Source organism: Bacteroidota bacterium, from assembly GCA_023957335.1.
Classification (GTDB): domain Bacteria; phylum Bacteroidota; class Bacteroidia; order NS11-12g; family UBA955; genus JALOAG01.
This window is the reverse complement of sequence record JAMLHC010000001.1, coordinates 645,249-666,650: the sequence shown is the minus strand read 5'-3', so window position 1 is coordinate 666,650 and position 21,402 is coordinate 645,249. Positions and strand designations below refer to the sequence as shown.

15 protein-coding genes and 2 tRNA genes are annotated in these 21,402 nt (G+C 39.3%); 14 read left to right on the top strand and 3 right to left on the bottom strand.

Going from position 1 to position 21,402, the window contains the following annotated elements:
- Positions 1-2: 2 nt before the first annotated feature.
- From M9892_02820 to M9892_02800, 5 genes are all read left to right on the top strand, one after another.
- Positions 3-968: a YihY/virulence factor BrkB family protein gene (locus M9892_02820; protein ID MCO5253281.1), complete on the top strand. Its 966-nt coding sequence runs from the start codon at positions 3-5 to the stop codon at positions 966-968.
- A gap of 46 nt (positions 969-1,014) precedes the next feature.
- Positions 1,015-1,102 (top strand) — tRNA-Ser (locus M9892_02815).
- An 89-nt stretch (positions 1,103-1,191) separates the two neighbouring features.
- Entirely contained in the window at positions 1,192-2,802 is a 1,611-nt protein-coding gene (locus tag M9892_02810; protein MCO5253280.1) for an ABC transporter ATP-binding protein, read from the top strand.
- A 142-nt stretch (positions 2,803-2,944) separates the two neighbouring features.
- Positions 2,945-5,149, top strand: coding sequence for a ribonuclease R (gene rnr / locus M9892_02805; GenBank protein MCO5253279.1), 2,205 nt, complete (start codon positions 2,945-2,947; stop codon positions 5,147-5,149).
- Positions 5,094-6,119 (top strand): polyprenyl synthetase family protein, encoded by a 1,026-nt coding sequence (locus M9892_02800; protein MCO5253278.1) that lies wholly within the window; start codon positions 5,094-5,096, stop codon positions 6,117-6,119. Before rnr ends, M9892_02800 begins: the two co-directional genes overlap by 56 nt.
- Before the next feature lie 7 nt (positions 6,120-6,126).
- Here the strand turns inward: M9892_02800 and M9892_02795 are convergent, their stop codons facing one another.
- The 3 genes from M9892_02795 to ileS all read right to left on the bottom strand — a co-directional run bounded on the left by M9892_02795 (position 6,127) and on the right by ileS (position 10,595).
- A complete protein-coding gene (locus tag M9892_02795) occupies positions 6,127-6,756 on the bottom strand; it encodes a lipoprotein signal peptidase (GenBank protein MCO5253277.1) in 630 nt (209 codons plus the stop codon).
- Between the two features lie 105 nt (positions 6,757-6,861).
- On the bottom strand, positions 6,862-7,236 hold the full coding sequence (locus M9892_02790; GenBank protein ID MCO5253276.1) for a TraR/DksA C4-type zinc finger protein: 375 nt from the start codon (positions 7,234-7,236) through the stop codon (positions 6,862-6,864).
- Between the two features lie 14 nt (positions 7,237-7,250).
- Complete coding sequence (gene ileS, locus M9892_02785; GenBank protein ID MCO5253275.1) at positions 7,251-10,595, bottom strand: isoleucine--tRNA ligase; 3,345 nt, start codon at positions 10,593-10,595, stop codon at positions 7,251-7,253.
- A gap of 105 nt (positions 10,596-10,700) precedes the next feature.
- Here ileS and M9892_02780 point away from each other — a divergent pair.
- From M9892_02780 to M9892_02740, 9 genes are all read left to right on the top strand, one after another.
- Positions 10,701-10,774, top strand: a tRNA-Ile gene (locus M9892_02780).
- A 486-nt stretch (positions 10,775-11,260) separates the two neighbouring features.
- Positions 11,261-12,856 (top strand): phosphoenolpyruvate carboxykinase (ATP), encoded by a 1,596-nt coding sequence (pckA, locus tag M9892_02775; protein ID MCO5253274.1) that lies wholly within the window; start codon positions 11,261-11,263, stop codon positions 12,854-12,856.
- A gap of 98 nt (positions 12,857-12,954) precedes the next feature.
- Complete coding sequence (locus M9892_02770) at positions 12,955-14,424, top strand: hypothetical protein (protein ID MCO5253273.1); 1,470 nt, start codon at positions 12,955-12,957, stop codon at positions 14,422-14,424.
- A 201-nt stretch (positions 14,425-14,625) separates the two neighbouring features.
- Positions 14,626-15,543 carry a LysM peptidoglycan-binding domain-containing protein gene (locus M9892_02765; GenBank protein MCO5253272.1) on the top strand — a complete coding sequence of 306 codons (918 nt, stop codon included), beginning with the start codon at positions 14,626-14,628 and terminating at the stop codon, positions 15,541-15,543.
- Positions 15,544-15,614: 71 nt separating this feature from the next.
- Positions 15,615-16,808, top strand: coding sequence for an O-antigen ligase family protein (locus M9892_02760; protein ID MCO5253271.1), 1,194 nt, complete (start codon positions 15,615-15,617; stop codon positions 16,806-16,808).
- A 74-nt stretch (positions 16,809-16,882) separates the two neighbouring features.
- The gene (locus M9892_02755) at positions 16,883-17,386 is read left to right on the top strand and encodes a TlpA family protein disulfide reductase (GenBank protein MCO5253270.1); all 504 of its coding nucleotides are present in this window, start codon (positions 16,883-16,885) and stop codon (positions 17,384-17,386) included.
- A 387-nt stretch (positions 17,387-17,773) separates the two neighbouring features.
- Positions 17,774-18,736, top strand: a complete 963-nt coding sequence (locus M9892_02750) for a hypothetical protein (GenBank protein MCO5253269.1) — start codon at positions 17,774-17,776, stop codon at positions 18,734-18,736.
- Positions 18,733-19,320 carry a hypothetical protein gene (locus M9892_02745; GenBank protein ID MCO5253268.1) on the top strand — a complete coding sequence of 196 codons (588 nt, stop codon included), beginning with the start codon at positions 18,733-18,735 and terminating at the stop codon, positions 19,318-19,320. Before M9892_02750 ends, M9892_02745 begins: the two co-directional genes overlap by 4 nt.
- Positions 19,317-21,326 (top strand): T9SS type A sorting domain-containing protein, encoded by a 2,010-nt coding sequence (locus tag M9892_02740; GenBank protein ID MCO5253267.1) that lies wholly within the window; start codon positions 19,317-19,319, stop codon positions 21,324-21,326. The genes M9892_02745 and M9892_02740 overlap by 4 nt, the downstream gene beginning before the upstream one ends.
- The last annotated feature ends 76 nt before the right edge of the window (positions 21,327-21,402 follow it).

Genomic DNA, 21,402 nt, shown 5'->3' with positions numbered 1-21,402 from the left:
GCATGAGTACATTAATAAAGATATTGAAAAGAATATACCGTAAACTCCTTGCGTTTTTAATCAACATTGCCGATTCTATCTATCCCCCGGGATTTGAAGGAGCTTCACTCTTTGAAATAGGCGAATTGTTCTTTGCTTATGTGGGCAAACAAAGGTTTAATCTCTTTGCCGGAGCTTTGTCTTTCAACTTTTTTTTGGCACTTTTTCCTTCCATTATATTCTTGTTCACATTGATAGCGTATTTCCCCATACATGATATTCAGGGCAAAGTGCTGGGTATGATGGAAGATTTTCTGCCGGATGCTACTTTCAAAACCATACAAGAAACCGTTGCCGACATATTGAGCATACAAAGAACAGGTCTGTTGAGTGTGGGTTTTTTGACGGCTGTATATTTTGCCAGCAATGGCTTTCACAACCTGATGAAAGCCTTTGAATCTTCCATGGAAGAGGATATCCGTAAAAAAAGAAATTTCTTCAAAAAACGACTCCGCAGCATTGGGATGACTTTTATTATTGCAATGTTGTTGGTAATTGCCATTATTGTCAAATTGGGCAGTGTTTACATCTCCTCTTTGATTGCAGATTTGGGAGTGAATCAACTGATATTAAATTTGAGCTTGAGTATTTTTGAGGTGCTGATATTGGCAACTCTGGTATTTTTTATTATTTCTTTCATTTATTACATCGGACATTCGAGTATTGAAAAATGGAAATTCTTTTCACCGGGTAGTATTGTGGCTACGGTTTTATCTTTGGCAATGACCTATATTTTTTCTTTTTATGTTAATCATTTTAACGCTTACAACAAGGTCTATGGCTCCATTGGCGCAATCATTACTTTGATGTTGGTGATTTATGTCAATGTCTATTCCATTTTGATTGGTTATGAGCTGAATCACAGCATTAACAAGGTTTCCATCAAAAAAATGAGGGAAGCAAAAAAAATGAATAAGATAAAATTATAGGCTGCTTGTAAATATAAAAATTGGGTTATTTTTGCAACCCGCAAAAGGAGAGATGGCAGAGCGGTCGAATGCGGTGGTCTTGAAAACCATTGAGGGTAACACCTCCGGGGGTTCGAATCCCTCTCTCTCCGCCAAAAGCCCCGTATAATCGGGGCTTTTTTTTTGGACACCGCTTTGTGCAAAATCAATCCTAAATAATGCTTAATCCTTTTACATTTGCGGAGTGCAGGAACAGCCACTACTTAGATTTCAATCGCTGAAAATTTCTTTCAGAAACCCACTTGGCAAAATGATTGAGGCGGTCAAAGGAATTGACTTGGAAGTGAATAGTGCCGAGATTTTGGGAATCATTGGAGAGTCCGGTTCCGGAAAGTCTGTTACTTTTCTCTCATTGATGAAACTCTTGTCAAACACGGCAAAGGTAGAAGGACATGCCTTTTTCACTGCCCAAGGCAAAGACGAAATCGACCTATATGCTCTTGCTCCAAAAGAACGAAGGAAACTTGCACTGCAAAACATAGCCTATATTTTTCAAGATGCATTGGCAGCACTCAATCCATCTCTAAAAATTGGTAAGCAAATGCGAGAATGTGTTCTGGAGCAAATCAATACAAAACACAAAGATGCAAAGTGTTTGCAAATGCTCGAAGAAGTGATGCCGGGACTGAGTGCAAGAGCATTTAACAGCTATCCGCACCAACTATCGGGCGGACAAAGACAAAGAGTGATGATTGCTATGGCTTTGCTTAATAAACCCGATTTGTTGATTGCAGACGAGCCTACAACCGCACTTGACCCGGAGGTGCAAGACAATATTCTGAATCTGCTGTTGCAAATGGTTCGCAAATTTGGCACCACGCTGATTTTAATTTCACATGATATACAAAGTGTTGCCGGTTTCTGTGACCGAATCGCTGTATTTTATCAAGGTGCTTTGGTTGAAACAGGAAAAACAGAACAAATCGTTAAAACTCCTCAACACCCTTATACCAAAGCCCTATTGAGCTGTCGTCCCAATAGCAGAAACGAAGGATATTTTCTGTCAACTATCAGTGATTTTATGCAAGAGCAAACACCACAATCGGAAAAATTTGCAACACTCAAAATAGGAGAAAGCAACTTGATGGTAGCCAAAGAAGTCAGTAAAATCTATGATAAAAAATTTAAGGCATTAGAGCCCTTGACTTTCAGCATAAAAAAAGGAGAATGTGTGGGTGTCATTGGTCAGTCAGGCTCCGGCAAATCGACCCTTGCAAAAATCTTAGTTAGATTAGAGTCCGCCAATACCGGTGAACTCTTGTATTCTGACAATATTAACCAATCCAAAATTCAGATGGTTTTTCAGGATCCTTTTGCTTCGCTCAACCCCGCAATCTCTGTGGGTAGTGCCATAGACGAAGTGTTGCAAATTCACCAACCTTCGCTATCTAAATTGAAAAGAAAGGAAAAGATTGCAGCACTATTGGAAGAGACGGGTGTGGACAGCACTATGGCAAACAAAAAACCACAAGCCTTTTCAGGCGGACAAAGACAGAGAATCTGCATCGCACGTGCGCTGGCAACCGAACCTGAAATATTAGTATGTGATGAAGCCGTTTCGGCACTTGACGTTTCTGTGCAAGCTCAAGTGTTAAACTTGCTTAAAAAATTGCAATTCGACAGAGGCTTAAGTCTTGTCTTTATTACACACGACATGAATGTAGCCAAACATATTTGCAACAGAATTTTAGTGCTAAAGGACGGTCGATTAGTGGAAGAAGGAAATACCTCAGAATTATTTAACAACCCCCAAAACGATTATACAAAGAAGATTTTGTCTTATTATCATGCATAATGATTGGATGACATTGTTTCAATCATTTGTATAGTCCCATGCATATATTTATAAGGAAGTCCTTTGTTAAACATAAAAATCACAGGAATTGCTATTTCAAGGTTACATTTGCAGTTATTCAACATTAGGTTGAATTCATGCAATGGTACATAAGAAAGATAATACACAAAATATTGAAAGTCAAGTTGTAGAGGTGCTGGAAAAGCTCTATGGCGCAGCGCTCACATATAGACAAATAGGTTCCAGAATCAGAAAGGGAGGTTATAAAAACATCAAGGATTATATTCCGCTTTTAGAGAATTTAGTTAAAAACGGAGCCCTTCAAAAATTGGGCAGAAACAAGTATTTCAAACCCTTCAAATCAGCTAAGATTACCGGTAGGATTGATATTAAAAAAACCGGACAAGGTTATATACTTTCACAAGATTTTCCGGAAGAGATTGTGGTGGAAAGCGGTATGCAAAACCACGCTTTGCAAGGCGATTTGGTTGAGGTTGCCATTCTTGCCAAAAGAGGCACAAGAGTTAGGGGAGAGGTGGTTAGGATTTTGGAACGAAACAAAACTACCTATGCGGGTATTTTAAAAGTTTTCAAAGACTTTGCGTTCCTGATTACAGATTACCGCAAGATGCACAAAGATATTTTCATCTCGCTCACACATCAGCAGGCGAAAGAATGGGATGGCAAAAAAGCTTTAGTGGAAATTACAGATTGGCCCGATGGAGCTAAAAACCCTTTCGGAAAAGTAGTGAAAATATTGGGCAATCCGGGCGAGAATGAAGCTGAAATGAATGCTATTGTTGCAGAATTCGGTTTTGAAACTGATTTTCCTGCCGAAACAATGGCTCAATCTGAAGCATTTCCTGAGGAAATCGCGCAAGACGAAATTAAACGCAGGTTGGATCTGAGAAGTATTAGTACTTTTACAATTGACCCCGCAACAGCTAAAGACTTTGATGACGCTATCTCACTCCGTGAAATTGGAAACGATTTGTTTGAACTGGGTGTGCATATTGCCGATGTGTCTTATTATGTTCCCAAAGGCGGTGCTATTGACAAAGAAGCACAGAGGCGCGGAACCAGCGTTTATTTGGTGGACAGAACCATTCCTATGCTTCCTCCACGACTTTCTGAAGACCTATGCTCACTAAATCCAAATTGCGACAGACCGGCTTTTTCTGCTATTTTTCATATTGATACACAGGGAAAAGTTAAAAAGGTAAAATTTGCCAAAACAATGATTCGCTCCAAACGTAGATTCAGCTATGAAGAAGCACAACAGATTTTGGATTCCCAAAAAGGCGATTATGTTAAAGAACTTAATATTGCCAATCAAATAGCCAAAAACCTCCGAGCCACCCGTTTCAAAGATGGCTCCATGAATTTTGACAGCATAGAATTCAAATTTGAACTTGATGGAAAGGGTAAGCCCATTGGAATCAAGGTGGTAGAACGTGGGGACACACATTTTTTGATAGAAGAATTTATGTTATTGGCAAACAAACATGTTGCGGCTTTTGGAAGTAAGCATTATACAAATTCTAAAATCCCTTTTGTTTTCCGCTTCCACGACCAACCTAATGAAATCAAATTGGAAGATTTTAAATCATTTGCAGCCAAATGGGGATATGTAATCCGAGTGGGGAACGAACATCAGATAAAAACATCCATTAACGAACTGATGAATAAAATCAAAGACAAACCCGAAGAAGGGATTCTGTCGCAATTAGCCATTCGCTCCATGGCAAAAGCAACCTATACCCCTTATTTCTCAAGCCATTGGGGGCTTGGATTTGAAACATATACCCATTTTACATCACCCATCAGAAGATATCCGGACTTGTTAGTACACAGAATTTTATTTGATATTTTGCAAGGGAAAAAAACTCACTATCCGCAAATGGGAGAGGTTGAAGAACTCTGCAAAAAATGCAGTACTGCCGAACAAAAAGCCGCTGAAGCAGAACGCGCTTCGGTTAAATACAAACAGGCAGAATGGATGGGAGAGCAAATCGGGAAAGATTTTGAAGGAGTTATCAGTGGGGTAACGGATTGGGGGATTTTTGTTGAACTCACACAAAACAAAAGTGAAGGATTGATTAAAATTTCTTCTCTCAAAGATGATATGTATGATTATGATGAATACAATATGCAAATTGTGGGCAGATATTATTTTAAGAAACATGCACTCGGAGACAAAGTTATCGTCAGAGTCAAAGAAACCAATCCACTGGCAAGAACCATTGATTTTACACTCATCGACAACTTGAGTTCAAAAGAACGCCAAAAAGATGCGCCCGAACAAAACCGCAAACAGGATAAATACAGAAAATACAGAAGGCGATAATATGTTACAAAGCATTAAATCAGAGTACGAACAGTATTTATCTGAAAATACATTTCACGGTGTCCCTCCCAAACTTTATGCATCCATGAATTATATCATGGCAATAGGAGGAAAACGATTGAGACCGATTTTGACACTTTTGGGAGCCGAAATCAGCGGTGGAGATTTGGCTAAAGCTATGCCGGTTGCTCACGCTATGGAAGTTTTTCATAATTTTACTTTAGTGCATGATGACATCATGGATGAAGCCCCTACTCGTAGAGGCAAAACATCTCTGCATATCAAAGAAAACATTGCAACGGCAATTCTGGCGGGTGACAACATGGTAATAGCGTCTTATGATATTATCCTCAAGGCTGATGTTCCCAATAAGATTCAAATTTTAGAGAACCTTTCTCAAACTGCACGAGAAGTATGTGAAGGACAACAGATGGATATGGATTTTGAAAAATTACCGAGTGTCAGTTTGGAACAATACATTGAAATGATTAGGCTTAAAACAGCCGTTCTTTTGGGTTGTTGTTTAAAATGCGGAGGCTTGAGTGTAAATGCAACGCCCCATATTGCGAACACATTGTATCATTTTGGGGTAAATATTGGCATAGCATTTCAGATAATGGATGATTATTTGGATGCTTTTGGCAAGCCCGAACATACAGGCAAACAGCTTGGTGGAGACATTCTTACGGCAAAGAAAACAGCACTCTTTAATCTGGCATGGGAAAATGCCAATAGTGAACAAAAAGCTCAGCTTGCTTTATGGTTTGACAAATTAAGGACAGATGGGCAGTTGCGTCTGCATCATACTATGCAGCTATTTGGAGAGTTAAAAATAGGGGAGGCAGGTCAAGAGTTGATGGAGAATTATTTTACTAAAGCAAAAGAGGTTTTGATATCATCCACAATTCCGATTTCTCAATACAAACCATTGATAGAATTGATTGATTTATTGAGAATGAGGGAAAAATAGAGAAGATTTAGATTTCAGTTGTAGTGTTATCTGTCACTTCAGATTTGTGTTCAGTTACCGCAACCTTCAGTGTTTCTTCTTTTATGAAGAATTTTTTCTGGAAAATAAGAATAAGCAGCACCCCTAAAGTAATAGCAGAATCTGCAATATTGAAAACCGGACTGAAAAAGATGAAATAATCACCGCCTTTGATTGGCAACCAATCGGGGTAAAAGCCTTCAAACAAAGGAAAATAGAACATATCCACTACCCAACCATGAAACCAACCGCCAGAATAGTGGTTAATGTCATGGAAAATTACACCATAGAAAACACTGTCAATGATATTGCCGATGGCTCCTGCAAGAATCAGGGCAATACAGAGTATAAACCCTTTATGTGCTCTTTTGGAAATATGATAATATAATACCCAAATGCCAAATCCAACAGCGACTAACCGAAACGTTGTTAAAATGAGTTTGCCGTATTTGCCTCCGAGTTCAAGCCCGAATGCCATACCCATATTTTCAGTATAATGTAGGATAAACCAATTTCCCATTACATGAATTTCCTCGCCCATGTGCATGTGGGTTTTAACCCAAACTTTTAGAATTTGGTCAATCAGCAGAATAAAAGAAATAACAGCCACAGAAATTATCCAAAGTCTTTTGGAGTTATATGTGTTTGTGCTGTCAGGCAACACTATCGGTTCTTGAAATTTTTCAAAAACTTGATTTTCAGAAGTGTTTTCCAATCAGTTCTTTTATTTGTATTGATTGATTTTGGCTTCAATGCTCAATGTAGTGTGCGGAACCGCTTTTAAACGCTCTTTGCTTATAAGTTTTCCGGTTTCTCTACAAATACCATAGGTCTTGTTTTCAATTCTGACCAATGCAGCCTCAAGGTTATTAATAAATTTTTGCTGCCTTGCAGCAAGTTGGTTGAGATTCTCTTTTTCCAAAGTCAGCGCACCGTCTTCCATTGTGATGTAATGCTGTTGCTCGATTCCATTCTCGTTTGGGTTTGCCAACTGAGATTGCAATTTTCCTAATTCTTCACGCGCAGAGGTGAGCTTCTCCATGATAAGTGCTTTGAACTCAGCTAAATCGGCATCTCCGTATCTTTTATTTTCTTCCATATCGGGGTATTTATTTACGAAATCTTTTCTATTTTGACTTTTAACTCTTTCTCCTCAAGCTCAATGATATAGGGCATTTCCGCTGTTGAGGACATTGAAATTCCTGTAGCCAAAATTTCTGCGCAAATATAGTCTTTATAATTGTCGATTGCCATAGAAATTTCATTGTCTGTTTGGACTGTTACGCTGATTTTATCGGTAACATCAAAGTGAAGTTCTTTACGCAGGTTTTGCAGTCTATTCACAAACTCACGTGCAATTCCTTCTTGCTTTAATGTTTCAGTTACCGTAATGTCAAGTGCCACGGTCAGTTTACCTTCAGACATTACAAGCCATCCTTCTATATCAACGGGATTGATTTCCACATCTTCGGCTAATAATTCAAACGGGTGCGAATCAAGGTCTATCAACAATTGCCCATTATCTTCTATTGCAGCTATATCGTCTTGTCCCAAAGTGGCAATCTTGGCAGCAATTTGTTTCATCAAAGGACCTGCTTTTTTGCCGAGTGTCTTGAAGTTGGGTTTTATTTGTTTGACAAGGGTTGCGCTTCCTTCGCCTTCTTCCAAATATTGCATTTCTTTGACATTGACCTCGCTTAAAATAAGGGCTTCAACGTGTTGTAAACGTTTTTTGAATGCAGGGTCTAACACAGGAATCATTACCTTTTGCAAAGGCTGACGTACTTTCAGATTCTCTCTCTTGCGCAGACTTAATATCATAGAACTGAACTTTTGGGCTAATTCCATTGTTTGTTCAAGTTCGGTATCGATGAAATCGCTTGTAACTCTTGGAAAAAGGCTTAAATGCACAGATTCGCAATTCTCTAATCCTGTTACTTTTTGCAAATCTTGATAGAGTCTTTCGGCATAGAAAGGCGCTACGGGTGCAATGAGTTTGCAAAGTGTGTGCAAACATTCAAACAAGGTTTGATAGGCTGCAATTTTGTCTTCGGAATATTCACCTTTCCAGAATCTTCTTCTGCACAAACGGACATACCAGTTGCTCAAATGCTCATCAACAAAAGTCTGTATGGCACGGGTTGCGCGTGTGGGGTCGTAATCCGACAAACTCTCATCTACGGTTTGAATCAAGCTGTTGAGCATAGACAAAATCCAACGGTCAATTTCAGGACGTTGTGCTACCGGTATTTGGGTTTCCTTGTGGGTAAAGCCGTCCACATTTGCATAAAGAGCGAAGAATGAATAGGTGTTAAATAGTGTTCCAAAGAATTTGCGCTGCACCTCTTCCATACCGTTCAAATCAAATTTAAGATTGTCCCAAGGCTGTGCATTTGACATCATATACCAGCGAATTGCATCTGCACCATATTTGGCAACAGCCGCAAATGGGTCTATGGCGTTGCCTAAGCGCTTGGACATTTTATTTCCGTTTTTGTCCAATACAAGTCCGTTGGCAACCACATTCTTGTAAGCAACCGAATCAAAGAGAGCGGTAGCAATTACATGCAGTGTAAAGAACCATCCGCGCGTTTGGTCAACTCCTTCGGCAATAAAATCAGCAGGGAAATTAGAGTGGAAAGTTTCTTTGTTTTCAAAAGGGAAATGCCATTGTGCATAAGGCATAGCACCGCTGTCAAACCAAACATCAATCAGGTCGGTTTCGCGGGTCATCTTCTTGCCCGAAGCGGAACAAAGGAAAATCTCGTCCACCAAAGGTCTATGCAAATCAAGGGTAGCTTGGTCTTTGATTGGGTTTGCTTTCATGTAGCCGGCTTGCACGGCTTTCTCTATCTCGGTGTTCATCTGTTCCAAAGAACCGATGCAGATTTCTTCGCTGCCGTCTTCTGTACGCCAAATTGGCAAAGGCGTCCCCCAAAATCTTGAACGAGAAAGATTCCAGTCCACAAGGTTTTCTAACCAGTCTGCAAAACGCCCTTCTCCGGTGGATTTGGGCTTCCAATTAATGGTTTTGTTCAATTCTACCAAGCGGTTGCGCAGGGCAGTGGTTTTGATAAACCAGCTTTTCAAAGGATAGTATAAAATAGGCTTGTCAGTGCGCCAACAATGCGGGTAATTATGGCTGTATTTTTCAACCTTAAATGCCTTGTTTTCTTGTTTTAATTTAATCGCAATGCGCTCATCCACAGACAGATATTTGTCTCTGCCTTGTTTTTTGCGCTCTGCTTCAAGTTCTTCGTCAGAGTAATAGGCTTCTTTTACATACTCGCCTGCAAAATCGGTAACTTCGGGCACAAATTTGCCGCGCTCGTCCACAAGAGTTAAGGCTGCAAAACCTTTTTTCTGGGATAATCTAAAATCGTCAGAACCAAAACTGGGAGCCATGTGTACAATGCCTGTTCCATCGGTAGTGGTAACAAAATCGCCTACAAAAACCTCAAATGCTTTTCCCTCCGGTTGCGCATAAGGAAGCAACTGTTCATATTGTAATCCTTCGAGTTCTTTGCCTTTGAATGTGTTCAACACGCGCCATCCAATCACTTTGTGGCCTTCTTTGAAGTCATATATGGATAGGTTTTCACCTTCTGCTTTGAAATAGGCAGCCACTCTGTCTTTTGCCAACAATACATTGACCGGCAGAAAGGTATATGGGTTAAGGGTTTCAATCAACACATATTCAATATTTGCACCCACGGCAAGTGCTGTATTTGAAGGTAAAGTCCAAGGTGTAGTAGTCCATGCAAGCGCATAGGTTTTTGATGGAAAGTTAAGACTTTTGTATTTGTCATTTGAAATCAGTGCAAATTGCGCTACTACCGTAGTGTCTTTGACTTCTCTGTAACATCCCGGTTGGTTCAACTCGTGCGAGCTCAGTCCTGTTCCGGCAGCAGGCGAGAAGGGTTGAATGGTGTATCCTTTGTAGAGCAAACCTTTGTCATAGAACTGTTTGAGCAGGTTCCATACACTCTCAATATAGTTGTTTTCGTAGGTTATATAGGGCTTGTCCAAGTCCAACCAAAAACCGATTCTGTCTGTGAGGTCGTCCCATTTTTCCTTGAACATCATCACATCTTCGCGGCAAGCTTTGTTGTAATCAGCAATACTGATTTTTTTGCCAATATCGTCTTTGGTAATCCCTAATCTTTTTTCAACTTGCAATTCTACCGGCAGACCGTGCGTGTCCCAGCCGCCTTTGCGCAACACCCTATATCCCTTCTGGGTTTTGTAACGGCAGAATACATCTTTGATAGTTCTTGCCATAACGTGGTGAATGCCGGGCATTCCATTTGCACTCGGTGGACCTTCATAAAATGTAAATGCATTGTCAGCCGGACGTTGACTTACTGTTTTTTCAAAAATTTGATTCTTCTTCCACAGTGCCAACACTTCCTCTTCTAATGCCGACCAGTTGGGGTTTTTATAGCTTGGAAACTTCATCTTACAATCTGCCTGAGGGTGTTTTTTTTCAAAGAGTGCAAAAGTAGTTTTTTCTTTTTGTTTAAGAAAAATAACTATTTTCGCAGCCCCAAATCAAGGGGAAATGGTCCTATAGCTCAGTCGGTTAGAGCAACTGACTCATAATCAGTAGGTCCCTGGTTCGAGCCCAGGTGGGACCACCGGAAAAGTTAAGTAGCCAATTTATTCTACCATGAATCTAAAATTGGCTACTTAATGAATATAAATCAAAACCGGCAATACTTATACATAATTAGGATTAGTGATTGATAACATTGTATGCAATGAGTGCAATCTATAAAGTCTTTTTTGAAGATACATAATAGATGTGTCCTGATATGTTTGAACTACGCAGTGCTGAGATTAGTTAGTTATTATATTCAATGCCTGAATTTGTGAATTAAATAAAACATTAATTTTTAAAGTTATTAAAATCACTGTAAATTACATACTTGCAGAAGCAATCAAATATTTTCTACTTAAGTTGCTCAATAAGTCTCCAAATAGTGTCTGATTAAAGAGTAAGTGTTATGGCTTCAATTTGAATATTTGGCAAAACTTGTGATTAATTAGTCTAATGAATAGACTAATACCCTTGTAATTTGGACTACTTTTGCAGCACACAAAATCACCATTTTTCAATTAAAATGAATAATAATCAAATAGTTGAACACATCATTCAAAATGCAGCAAAAGCACACATTAATTTAACAGTTGACCAACTTGTATCAAAATCCCTTGAAAGAGGTGAAGGTAAGCTCACGGACATGGGCGCCTTAGCAGCCGACACGGGAGAGTTTACCGGCAGATCACCCAAAGATAAATTCACAGTTTGTGATGCAAAAACTGAAAACTCTGTTTGGTGGGGAGATATAAACTTCAAATTTACTCCCGAAAATTTTGATAAGTTGTTTAACAAAGTAGTGGAACACTACAAAGGCAAAGAACTTTTTGTGCGTGATGCTTATGCTTGCGCAAACCCAAAATACAGACTGAATATCAAGGTGGTAAATGAAACTGCCTATCAAAATTTGTTTGCCAATAATCTTTTTTTAAGACCTACAGCCGATGAATTAAAAACCCAACAAGCGGAATGGCTTATTTTGGCAGCACCTTCTTTCCGCGCAAACCCTGCTCAAGATGCCACAAGGCAACATAATTTTACCATTGTTAATTTTACCCGTAAAGTAATTTTGATTGGCGGTTCGGGTTATACGGGAGAAATCAAAAAAGGAATTTTCTCTGTATTGAATTATATCCTGCCTCATGAAAAGAAAGTATTATCCATGCACTGTTCTGCAAACATTGGCAAAGACGGTGATACGGCTATTTTCTTCGGCTTGAGCGGAACCGGAAAGACCACTCTGTCCGCAGACCCAAACAGAAAACTGATTGGAGATGATGAGCACGGCTGGGATAGCGATACTGTGTTTAACTTTGAAGGCGGTTGCTACGCAAAATGCGTGGGTTTGACCGAAGAAAAAGAACCACAAATTTGGAATGCAATTAAAAAAGGGGCTTTAGTAGAAAACGTTCGCTTCATTCCCGGAACTGACAAAGTAAACTTTGACGATATCTCTGTTACTGAAAACACCCGTGTTGCATACCCTATTGATTTTATTGACAATATTGCTGTTCCATCTGTGGGTACTTCGCCTAAAAATATAATCCTATTGACTGCCGATGCATTTGGAGTATTGCCTCCCATCTCAAAACTGACACCGGCACAAGCCATGTATCACTTTATCTCCGGTTATACCGCAAAAGTTGCCGGAACAGAAGCAGGTGTTACTGAGCCACAAGCTACATTCTCGGCTTGTTTCGGAAAAGCCTTCATTCCCTTGCATCCCGGTGAGTATGCTGAGTTGTTGGGTAATAAATTGAAAGCACACCCTGAAATCAACGTATGGCTTGTGAACACAGGCTGGAGCGGAGGCGCTTATGGAACAGGTCAACGCATGAAACTTTCATTCACCAGAGCAATGCTTACGGCTGCTTTGAATGGAGAATTAAACCATGTTCAATATGAGGCACATCCTGTATTTGGTGTTCAGATGCCGACAAGTTGCCCTAATGTACCTGCTGAAATTCTGAACCCCAGAAATACATGGGCTGACAAAGCTGCTTATGACAGCAAAGCAAATCACCTTGCACAATTGTTTGTCAAAAACTTTGAGCAATATGCCTCCGGTGTGAGTGCCGAAATACTTTCTGCTGCACCCAAAGCACAAGGTACTGTTTAAGGCGTTTTATCGTGATTGTGTAACACTCAGTTTGTTTGACATAAAGTGGAATCAGCGTGATTACGCTTTGCATAAATCCAAAATAAATTCGTTATCAAATGGCTGCAAGGGTTGATTATCTTTGCAGCCATTGTTTTTTTAGATTGAAACGTATCGGCTCTATATTGCTATTGCTATCCTTGCTCACAGCCATAGGTTGCAGAAAAGACAAACCCTTCTATACAGGTTCGGATGTTAACTTGGTATTTCAGTTTTGGCCCGGACAAGCTGCGGATACTGTTTTTTTTGACACCGTATTTACTCATTTACCCGGAACCCAATATCCTCGTTCTGTCAACAAACAATTCTTTATTGTCAACCGACTAAAAAATCCTGTCAAAACACATATTACCTTAGCGGGTGGCGCAAGCTCATCATACAGAATCAATGTAGATGGTGTGTCATCAACCGATTTCACCGAAGTAGAAATTCCGGCACAGGACAGCCTGATAGCATTTGTGGAAGTTACACTCGAAGCCAATAATCAAATCAATCCTGCGGTGGTTATGGATTCAATTTTGTTTAATACCAATGGTAGTCAGCAAAAAATAATACTTTCTGCCTATGGATGGGATGCCATCTATTACAGAGATTCGGTCATCAACCAGAATGTGGTTTGGGACAGAACAGATAAGCCCTATGTCATTGTAAACTCAGTACTTGTCAATACCAACGTTACATTAAAAGTAACGCAAGGAGTGAATGTCTATTCATCACCCGGTTCTTCCATTTTTGTGGCGGGAACTCTTGATGTAGATGGGGTAGAGCAGAGTCCGGCTATTTTTCAGGGAGATAGATTGCAACCCGGATTTGAAGAAATTGCAGGACAATGGCAGGGCATTCATTTGTTGAAAGACAGTCGAGATAACAAAATTAAAAATGCAGTAATCAAAAATGCAACGATTGGAGTTAGAGTGGATTCACTGAGCAACAATGCTAACCCCAAACTTAACATAAGTCAAACACTGATTAAAAATTGTTCTTATTATGGTTTAATCGGTATCACATCTTGGGTTTTTGCGGAAAATGTTGCAATCGCCAAATGCGGAGCCAATGGTTTTGTTGGATATTTTGGAGGGAATTATATACTAAGACATTGTACCGTTGCCAGTGGATATATGGGAGGGCGTTCTCAATCGGCTGTTGCACTAAACAATATTCAGCGCGATGACAAAGATAGGTTTGTAAGAAGTTTTGATATTTCATTCAACTTTGAAAACTGCATTATTTATGGACCCTTAGATGATGAGATGATTTTAGATATTTATAACGGTAGTACCCCTCCTGACTTTTCATTGATAGACCATTGTTTGATTAAGACCAAAGAATTTGTAACTAATTTAAACCTCAATAATAATATCTTGAATCAAGACCCATTGTTTATTTCTGCCAGAGATGCAGATTTAGGAATAAGGCAAGGTTCGCCTGTTGTAGGCAAAGCAAAGCCACTATTGCCACCGGTTTCTATTGACCTCAAAGGGAATGTTCGTAAAAATCCTGCGGATATTGGTGCATACGAATTAGAATAATTAAGGAGATATATTTAAACTTACGGAGGGTAGAATACATTCCGAGTATGCACAAACTCCTTGTGTAGATGTATAATATTCAATGCAAAACCACTTCATTGTGGAAAGTAAACAAGATGCATTTACTATACTTGTGACCACAGAATAAATAATGGCTCTACTTTTGTCCTTTGGTTAAGACCAACTCATATTTATATTAAAATGAAAAAATTATTGCTGATAATACTGATGGCTCCTTTGGCAATTTTTGCTATGCCACAAGATTCAATTGGAACAAAGACAGAAAACGGGATTGTATATATTCTCCACAAAGTGGACAAAGGTCAGACGCTTTATGCCATTGCAAGAAAATACAATGTGGATGTAAATGATATCATTAAGGCTAATCCCGGTTCGGACAAAGGCATACAAGCAGATGCAGTAATGATGATTCCTACCAAAAAGAAAGCTACACAAGCCCCACCTGTTCCCAATGGAGAAACCAAAATCGAAACCAAGTTTCATACAGTACAAGCGGGCGAAACATTATACAAAATTGCAAGCATGTATGGCGTATCAGTGGATGATATCAAAAAATGGAATGGTATAACCGGAGAATCTATTGCAGTAGGTCAAAAATTAGCAGTAAGCCCTCATTCTGCATCGATTGCCATTCCTCAAACCCAAACGCCTAAACCTGTTCCTCCGGCAGAACCTGCAGTAGTTCCTGCCCAAGAACCTGTCAAAGTTCAAGAACCTGCAACGACTAATAAAATTTCCAATGCTGACGTAATTAAAAATGACAAGGTGGAAGGCAATCCCTCAGAAGAGAGTAATACGGTTGTTGTCCCCACAAGGCAAGTAAAAACAGTGGGAGATGAGATAGTAGAAAATGGGAGTGTTACTATCAGTTCCGAAGGTGATTTATCGCAAGAGCGCAATTTTATTATGCACCCCACTGCACGCATAGGAACTATCGTGATGATAACCAATCCCGAAAACGGAAAATCAGCGTTTGCGAGGGTAGTTGCAAATTATAAAGCACCCGGCAATGAAGTTGTGAAAATCAATCCGACATTGGCAAAGAAGATTGGTATTACGGAAGCGACCAAAGAAGTGAGGGTTAATTATGCCAAATAATGCAGTTTGGGACTTTTGATACCAAGCAAGGATTTCCGGTCCAAATAGCCTTTTTATTAAGCTGTCTTCTTATGGCAGCTTTTTTTGTGTCTCCTGCCTTGATGAGCATCGCAATGAGCGGGATATTGCTTGTTGGAATTTTTAGTTATAGAAGCTTTACAGCAATTATCAAGGCGGATGTTGTTTTAAAAAGATTATCTCTGTTGTTTGTTGTATTGTTGCTTTTTCACATTGCAGCTTGGTTGCTCTCGGATAATATGCAAGAAGGGCAAAGAAAATTCTTTTTGAAACTCCCATTTCTGCTTTCTCCTGTATTATGGGTTGTGTTTGCACGCTTTACGCAAACCCAGCGCAACCTGATTTTGTTTTGCTATATATTCTTTGTCTATCTTGCCGGAACTATAAGTACCTTGGTTTATTTTATGAATCAAGAATATTTTGATGCCTTGATTAGGAGTGCCAAGCCAATTCCGATTTTCTTTGGTTACGGAGTGTACCATATTCAGTTTTCTGTGCTCAATGCAATAGCCTGTTTGTCCGGATTGTATTTGTTAATTTCACTGAAAAGCAATCTACAAAAACCTGTTTACTACGCAGTATTGATTTTCACAGTTATCAATATTGCCAATCTGCATATTCTCTCTGCCAGAACAGGATTATTAGGATTTTATGCAGGATTGTTTGTGAGCGCATTGGTTTATATGAAAAATCAAGGCAAAATGAAATATCTGAAGTTTCTTCCTCTGCTTCTATTGCTCCCTGTCGGAGTCTATTTTCTTTCAAATTCCTTGCAAAACAGAATGGCAGATAGTATGGAAGATTTAGACACAATCATTCATTCCAAAGATGCCAATGACAAATCGGTTGCCATGCGCGTAGAAGCTTGGAAAAATGGTATAGCATTGTTGGCAGAACATCCTTTCACGGGGATTGGTTTGGGAGATGTGGATGCAGAGATGCAGCGCAAATACGTGGAACGCCATACCACTTTGATAGAACAAAATCGAAAAAATCCGCACAATCAATTTTTGGAAACTTCTTTGCATACCGGAGTTTTTGGAGCAATAGTTTTATTTTTAATCTTTGTTCTCTATGCTTGGGTTCAACGAAAAAACTACGCAGGATTATGGGTGGTGGTCATTCTATTTGTTTCTGTGTTCTTTGAATCGCTGTTAGAAAGACAGGTAAGCATCATGGCAATGAGTTTCTTTATTGGTTTTTGGATATTCAACGAAGAGGATACGGAACTCAATCTTTCAAAGTAGGCAGCTATCATATTATTTTTCTTTCTAAATTTGGCACATTAATTGAAACTTTCAAAACAAACAAAATCTCGCAAATGAAATATACATACACAACCCTTTTAGCTGTAATGTCGCTCCTTGTACTCAGTTTTACTGTTAAAACACATTCGGATTTGCCCTCAATTCAACTGAAAGATTTAGACGGTAATATGGTTAACATCAGTGACTATGGTGCCAATGGCAAGATTACGGTAATTTCATTTTGGGCAACATGGTGTGGTCCCTGTATCAAAGAATTAGACAATATCAATGAACACTATGATGAATGGGTAGAAAAATATGGTATTGAGTATGTGGCAGTTACAGTTGATGATGCCAGAAATATTCCCAAAGTAAAACCTTTTGTTAACGGTAAAGGCTGGCCCTATAAGATTTTGTTGGATGAAAACAAAACTCTTGCACGTGCACTCAATGTTTCCAACCCTCCCATGACTTTCTTGGTGGACCAAAACGGTACTATCGTTTATCAGCATACAGGCTATACCGAAGGTGCCGAATTCCAATTAGAAGAGGAAATTGCCAAATTGGTGAAGAAATAGCACCTACAAGCAAAAGTCACCCTTCCCTCACTCGAATATTCAACTCCAATATAAACAAGGCAAAATTTGTTTATGTTGCGGAGTTGTGTAAACTTTGCACAACCGATAAGGGTTAAATTGGCAATATCCGATAAAATACTTTGATGTAAGGGCGGGAAAAATACCAATGGATTGACACATTCAGTCAATCAATCAACAACTACCTGTTATGCCCCGCCAAAATTTGGATATTATGATGAATGGGAAATAAGCTAAGCCCAAGCCAATAAAAAGGAGCCTCGGGACAAGCAAGCGCCTGCCTGCCGCAGAAAAGGGGAGTGAGTGTTGTGCAGAGAGAGTTTTCGCGCCAGGGAAAGACTTGGATGTAAACTTAATAAAAAGCATAATATGAAAAATCTATTCATCAACAAGCGTAGTGTAACGAAAGTATTTCGTCATTCTCAGTACAGGCAACATGGACTTAACCCTGTATTTGCAATCTTAATAACGGGTGTTTTGCTGCTACATGCAGACCGTCTTAAAGCACAGTGGAGCGGCACAAATCCTATAACTACATCGAGTTATGTCGGAATAGGAACAAGTGGAACTGATGCCAACTTAGACATTTATGGGTCAGGGGATTTTGCTACATTGCAAGTAACAAGTCCAGCGGGCGGATTTGCGACTGGCTATCTTGGTCCATTGCGAGTCAGGGGCGAAGGGTATAATCCTGATTTTAGTATTTCAGTCTTTCCATATCTTTGTGTTGCAAGATATGGATTTGTAGGTATTGGTACAGAATCCCCCGGTGCAAAACTGCATTTGACTGACGGCAATCTATTGGTAGATAATGGCAACATTACTGTAAATGACAATGCAGGCATTAATCAGTTTAGGGTAGAAAGCAACGGATTATTGATTGCGCGACAAATTGATGTGCATTTAGACCCTATTCCTGATTATGTATTTCATGCAGCATTTAGTAAAGACAGTGCAGAGCTTTATAAAGCAAACGGCAGATATAAGATGATGTCGCTTTACGAATTAAATGATTATGTGCGCGAACATCATCATTTACCCGGCATCTATAGTGCGTCTCAATATGATTCCATCGGAAGGATGAATTTAGGGGAAATGAATATGAAATTACTAGAAAAGGTAGAAGAACTCACTTTGCACACTATCAACCAGCAACATGAGATTGACAACCTGAAAGCGAGGTTAGGCAAGTTAGAATCTCTCACGATGTCCGATAGACAACATAATGACAACAAGGGCATGACCGGTATTTTGACCGCGACACTCGCACTGCTTGTTATTGTAATAGGTAAGAATAAGTTTTTTAAACTCATAAAAACCGTACAGCCATGAAAAAGTCATTCATTATTGTTGCAGTACTGCTGTTTGTGTTGAGCAGTTGCAAAGACAAAGACCCGAAAATCAAAAAGACATATGAACTTTCACCAGAAATGAAAGCCTATTTTGTTGATTATGCAGTGGGGACAAAATGGATTTATCAGGACACACTGGATGAAAACAATTTTGACACGATTGAATTAGTATCAAAAAATGAATACAATCAGATAGTGAATGGGACAACAGTATATAAAAGGTATATTTTATATTATGTACCCAAGAAATCTAAAGATTTTCAGGTACAGTCGGGTGTTGGAGCATATAATATAGATTATGTCAAGGTATATCCTATGGAAGCAGGTGTCGGAGCAGTAGCCTTTGAAAATGACAATGGACGATGGACAACTGGGGTAACTTATTACGACAGTATTGAAATTAAAGGAACAATGTTTTATAAAGTGATTATTAGTAAATCTGCTAGCTTTTATCATTTAGACGTGTCTATTTCCCAAAATGTAGGGATTGTTGGTTTTTGGAATACCAGTGGACCGGGTGTGTTAGAGAATTATTATAAACTCATAAAAACCATAAAACCATGAAACTGAGAATATTTAATATAGTTTTACTGATTATATTGGTTTCAAGTTTAGTAACAGCACAGGCTCAACTATCTGAACCAGGATACCCGATTGGTTTGAAAAACAAACTTGATTACATTGAGGTTCCTGTGTTAAACATAATTTCAATTAATAATGAAGAAAAACTAAGACAGTTAGACACTTGTAAAACTTGCGCAGAACCTTATGGTTTTGACAAAGACTATGAATTTGATTTTTGGAATGTTGCTAAATTGGATATTATTCAAGTTGGAAATGAAATGTTTGAAGTTTACAGGTATAGAATTCATTCCGATTCCGCAGGTGGGCTTCATGTGAAGTTTGCCGATTATTCACTTGGCAAGAATTGTAAGATGTATTTATACTCACCTTTTGATAGTTTAAGGGTCTTGGGTGCATACACTGAAAACAACAATAAATCAGATAAAAGTTTTTATTCTAACAGAATCCATGGGGGAGATATGATTATAGAAATAAATCGTCCAGTAAATACAGCACACTTATTAAAGGGAAATTTGTTTATTAAAGGATTTACATATTCATATTTGCGGAGAAACAGATTTGGATTATCATTAAATTGCCATGAAAATGTTATTTGTGCACCTTGGTATAACGAATGGTGTAATCAGATTCGGAGTGTTGTGAAATTTTTGTGGGAGGATGTTAATGAGGAAAGATGGTGGTGTTCTGGAGCAGTTGTAAACAACTTAAATAACAACTTTGACCCGTTGATACTTACGGCATGGCATTGTACAGAGAATGGGAGCGATCATGCTAACTGGATGTTTTGGTTTAATTTTCAAAGTATTACATGCGATCCCTCAACCAATGGGAATGATTTAATGACTGTTAACGGGGTTGATGTGCTTGCAGATGATCATGATAACTCAGGTTGCCCTGATATTACGATTATGAGACTAAGGCAAGATATACCCTTACAATACAACGTGTTTTATAGCGGATGGAATAGAAGGGCATGGAGTTCTTTACCTAATGACGGAAGGGGCATTGGTATTCATCACCCTGCCGGAGATGTCAAGAAAATATCAGAGGGCTACAGAGTCAACCCTTTGTTATCAAGCTGTGTGAAAGTGAATTGGACAACAGGTTATACGGAGGGCGGTTCTTCAGGTTCTCCCTTATTTGTTACAAGTAAAGAAATCATCGGGGTATTGTCGTGGAGTTGGCATGAGGAGGACGATTGTGATGATGATGCCAATTTTTTCTACAGTTGGTTAAACAAAAGTTGGAGTACATTAAGCCCGTTCTTAGCACCGAGCAACGAAGGGGCATTAACACACACCGGCATCGACCCCATCTCAGCCTGTCAGCCTATTATTAATTTAAACAACCGGCTTTTTCCCGGAAATGACTGGCAAATTAAAAATCAAATTACCATTCAAGCGGCTCAGCAGGTAAATGTGGCGAATATGACACCTACTGTAATTGGAAACTCTGAACACGGACACTTTATTACTCAACATAATTCTGATTATATAATTCGTGCAGGGAATAGAATCACTATTTTACCCGGTTTTAAAATTAATGCACCAGATAGAATTGGTAGTTCAGGTATATATTCTGGTACTTTTACTTTTGGCAATCAAAACCGTGTAAGTCTTCAAATAGCCCCCTGCACGCCTTTTATTGACGATTGCGGGTTTAATCATCAGAATGCCTCGGTTGTGCAGGGTACGCCCAAAGGTTCCGGGTGGGATGTGCTGAATGTGTCTAATGCAGGTGCAATTTCAATGCAAGGCGTGAATATCTACCCCAACCCTGTTAGCCATGTTCTGTATATAACATTGAGTGAAGAAAAGCAGCAAGGCAGTTTTGCTATATACAATCTCATGGGATGCAAGGTAATGGAGGGCGGTCTTAATGCAGGGTACAACGCAAGCGACATAAGTGAATTGAGCGCAGGGCTGTATCTGCTCCATATCAAAACACCTGAGGGGGGCTTGCATTACAAATTGGTGAAGGAATAAGGACATGATAAACGCTGTGCGTGCAAACACGCACAAAGGGATAGTTGAGTTTGGATGGTATTTGAGGTTGCGTGTG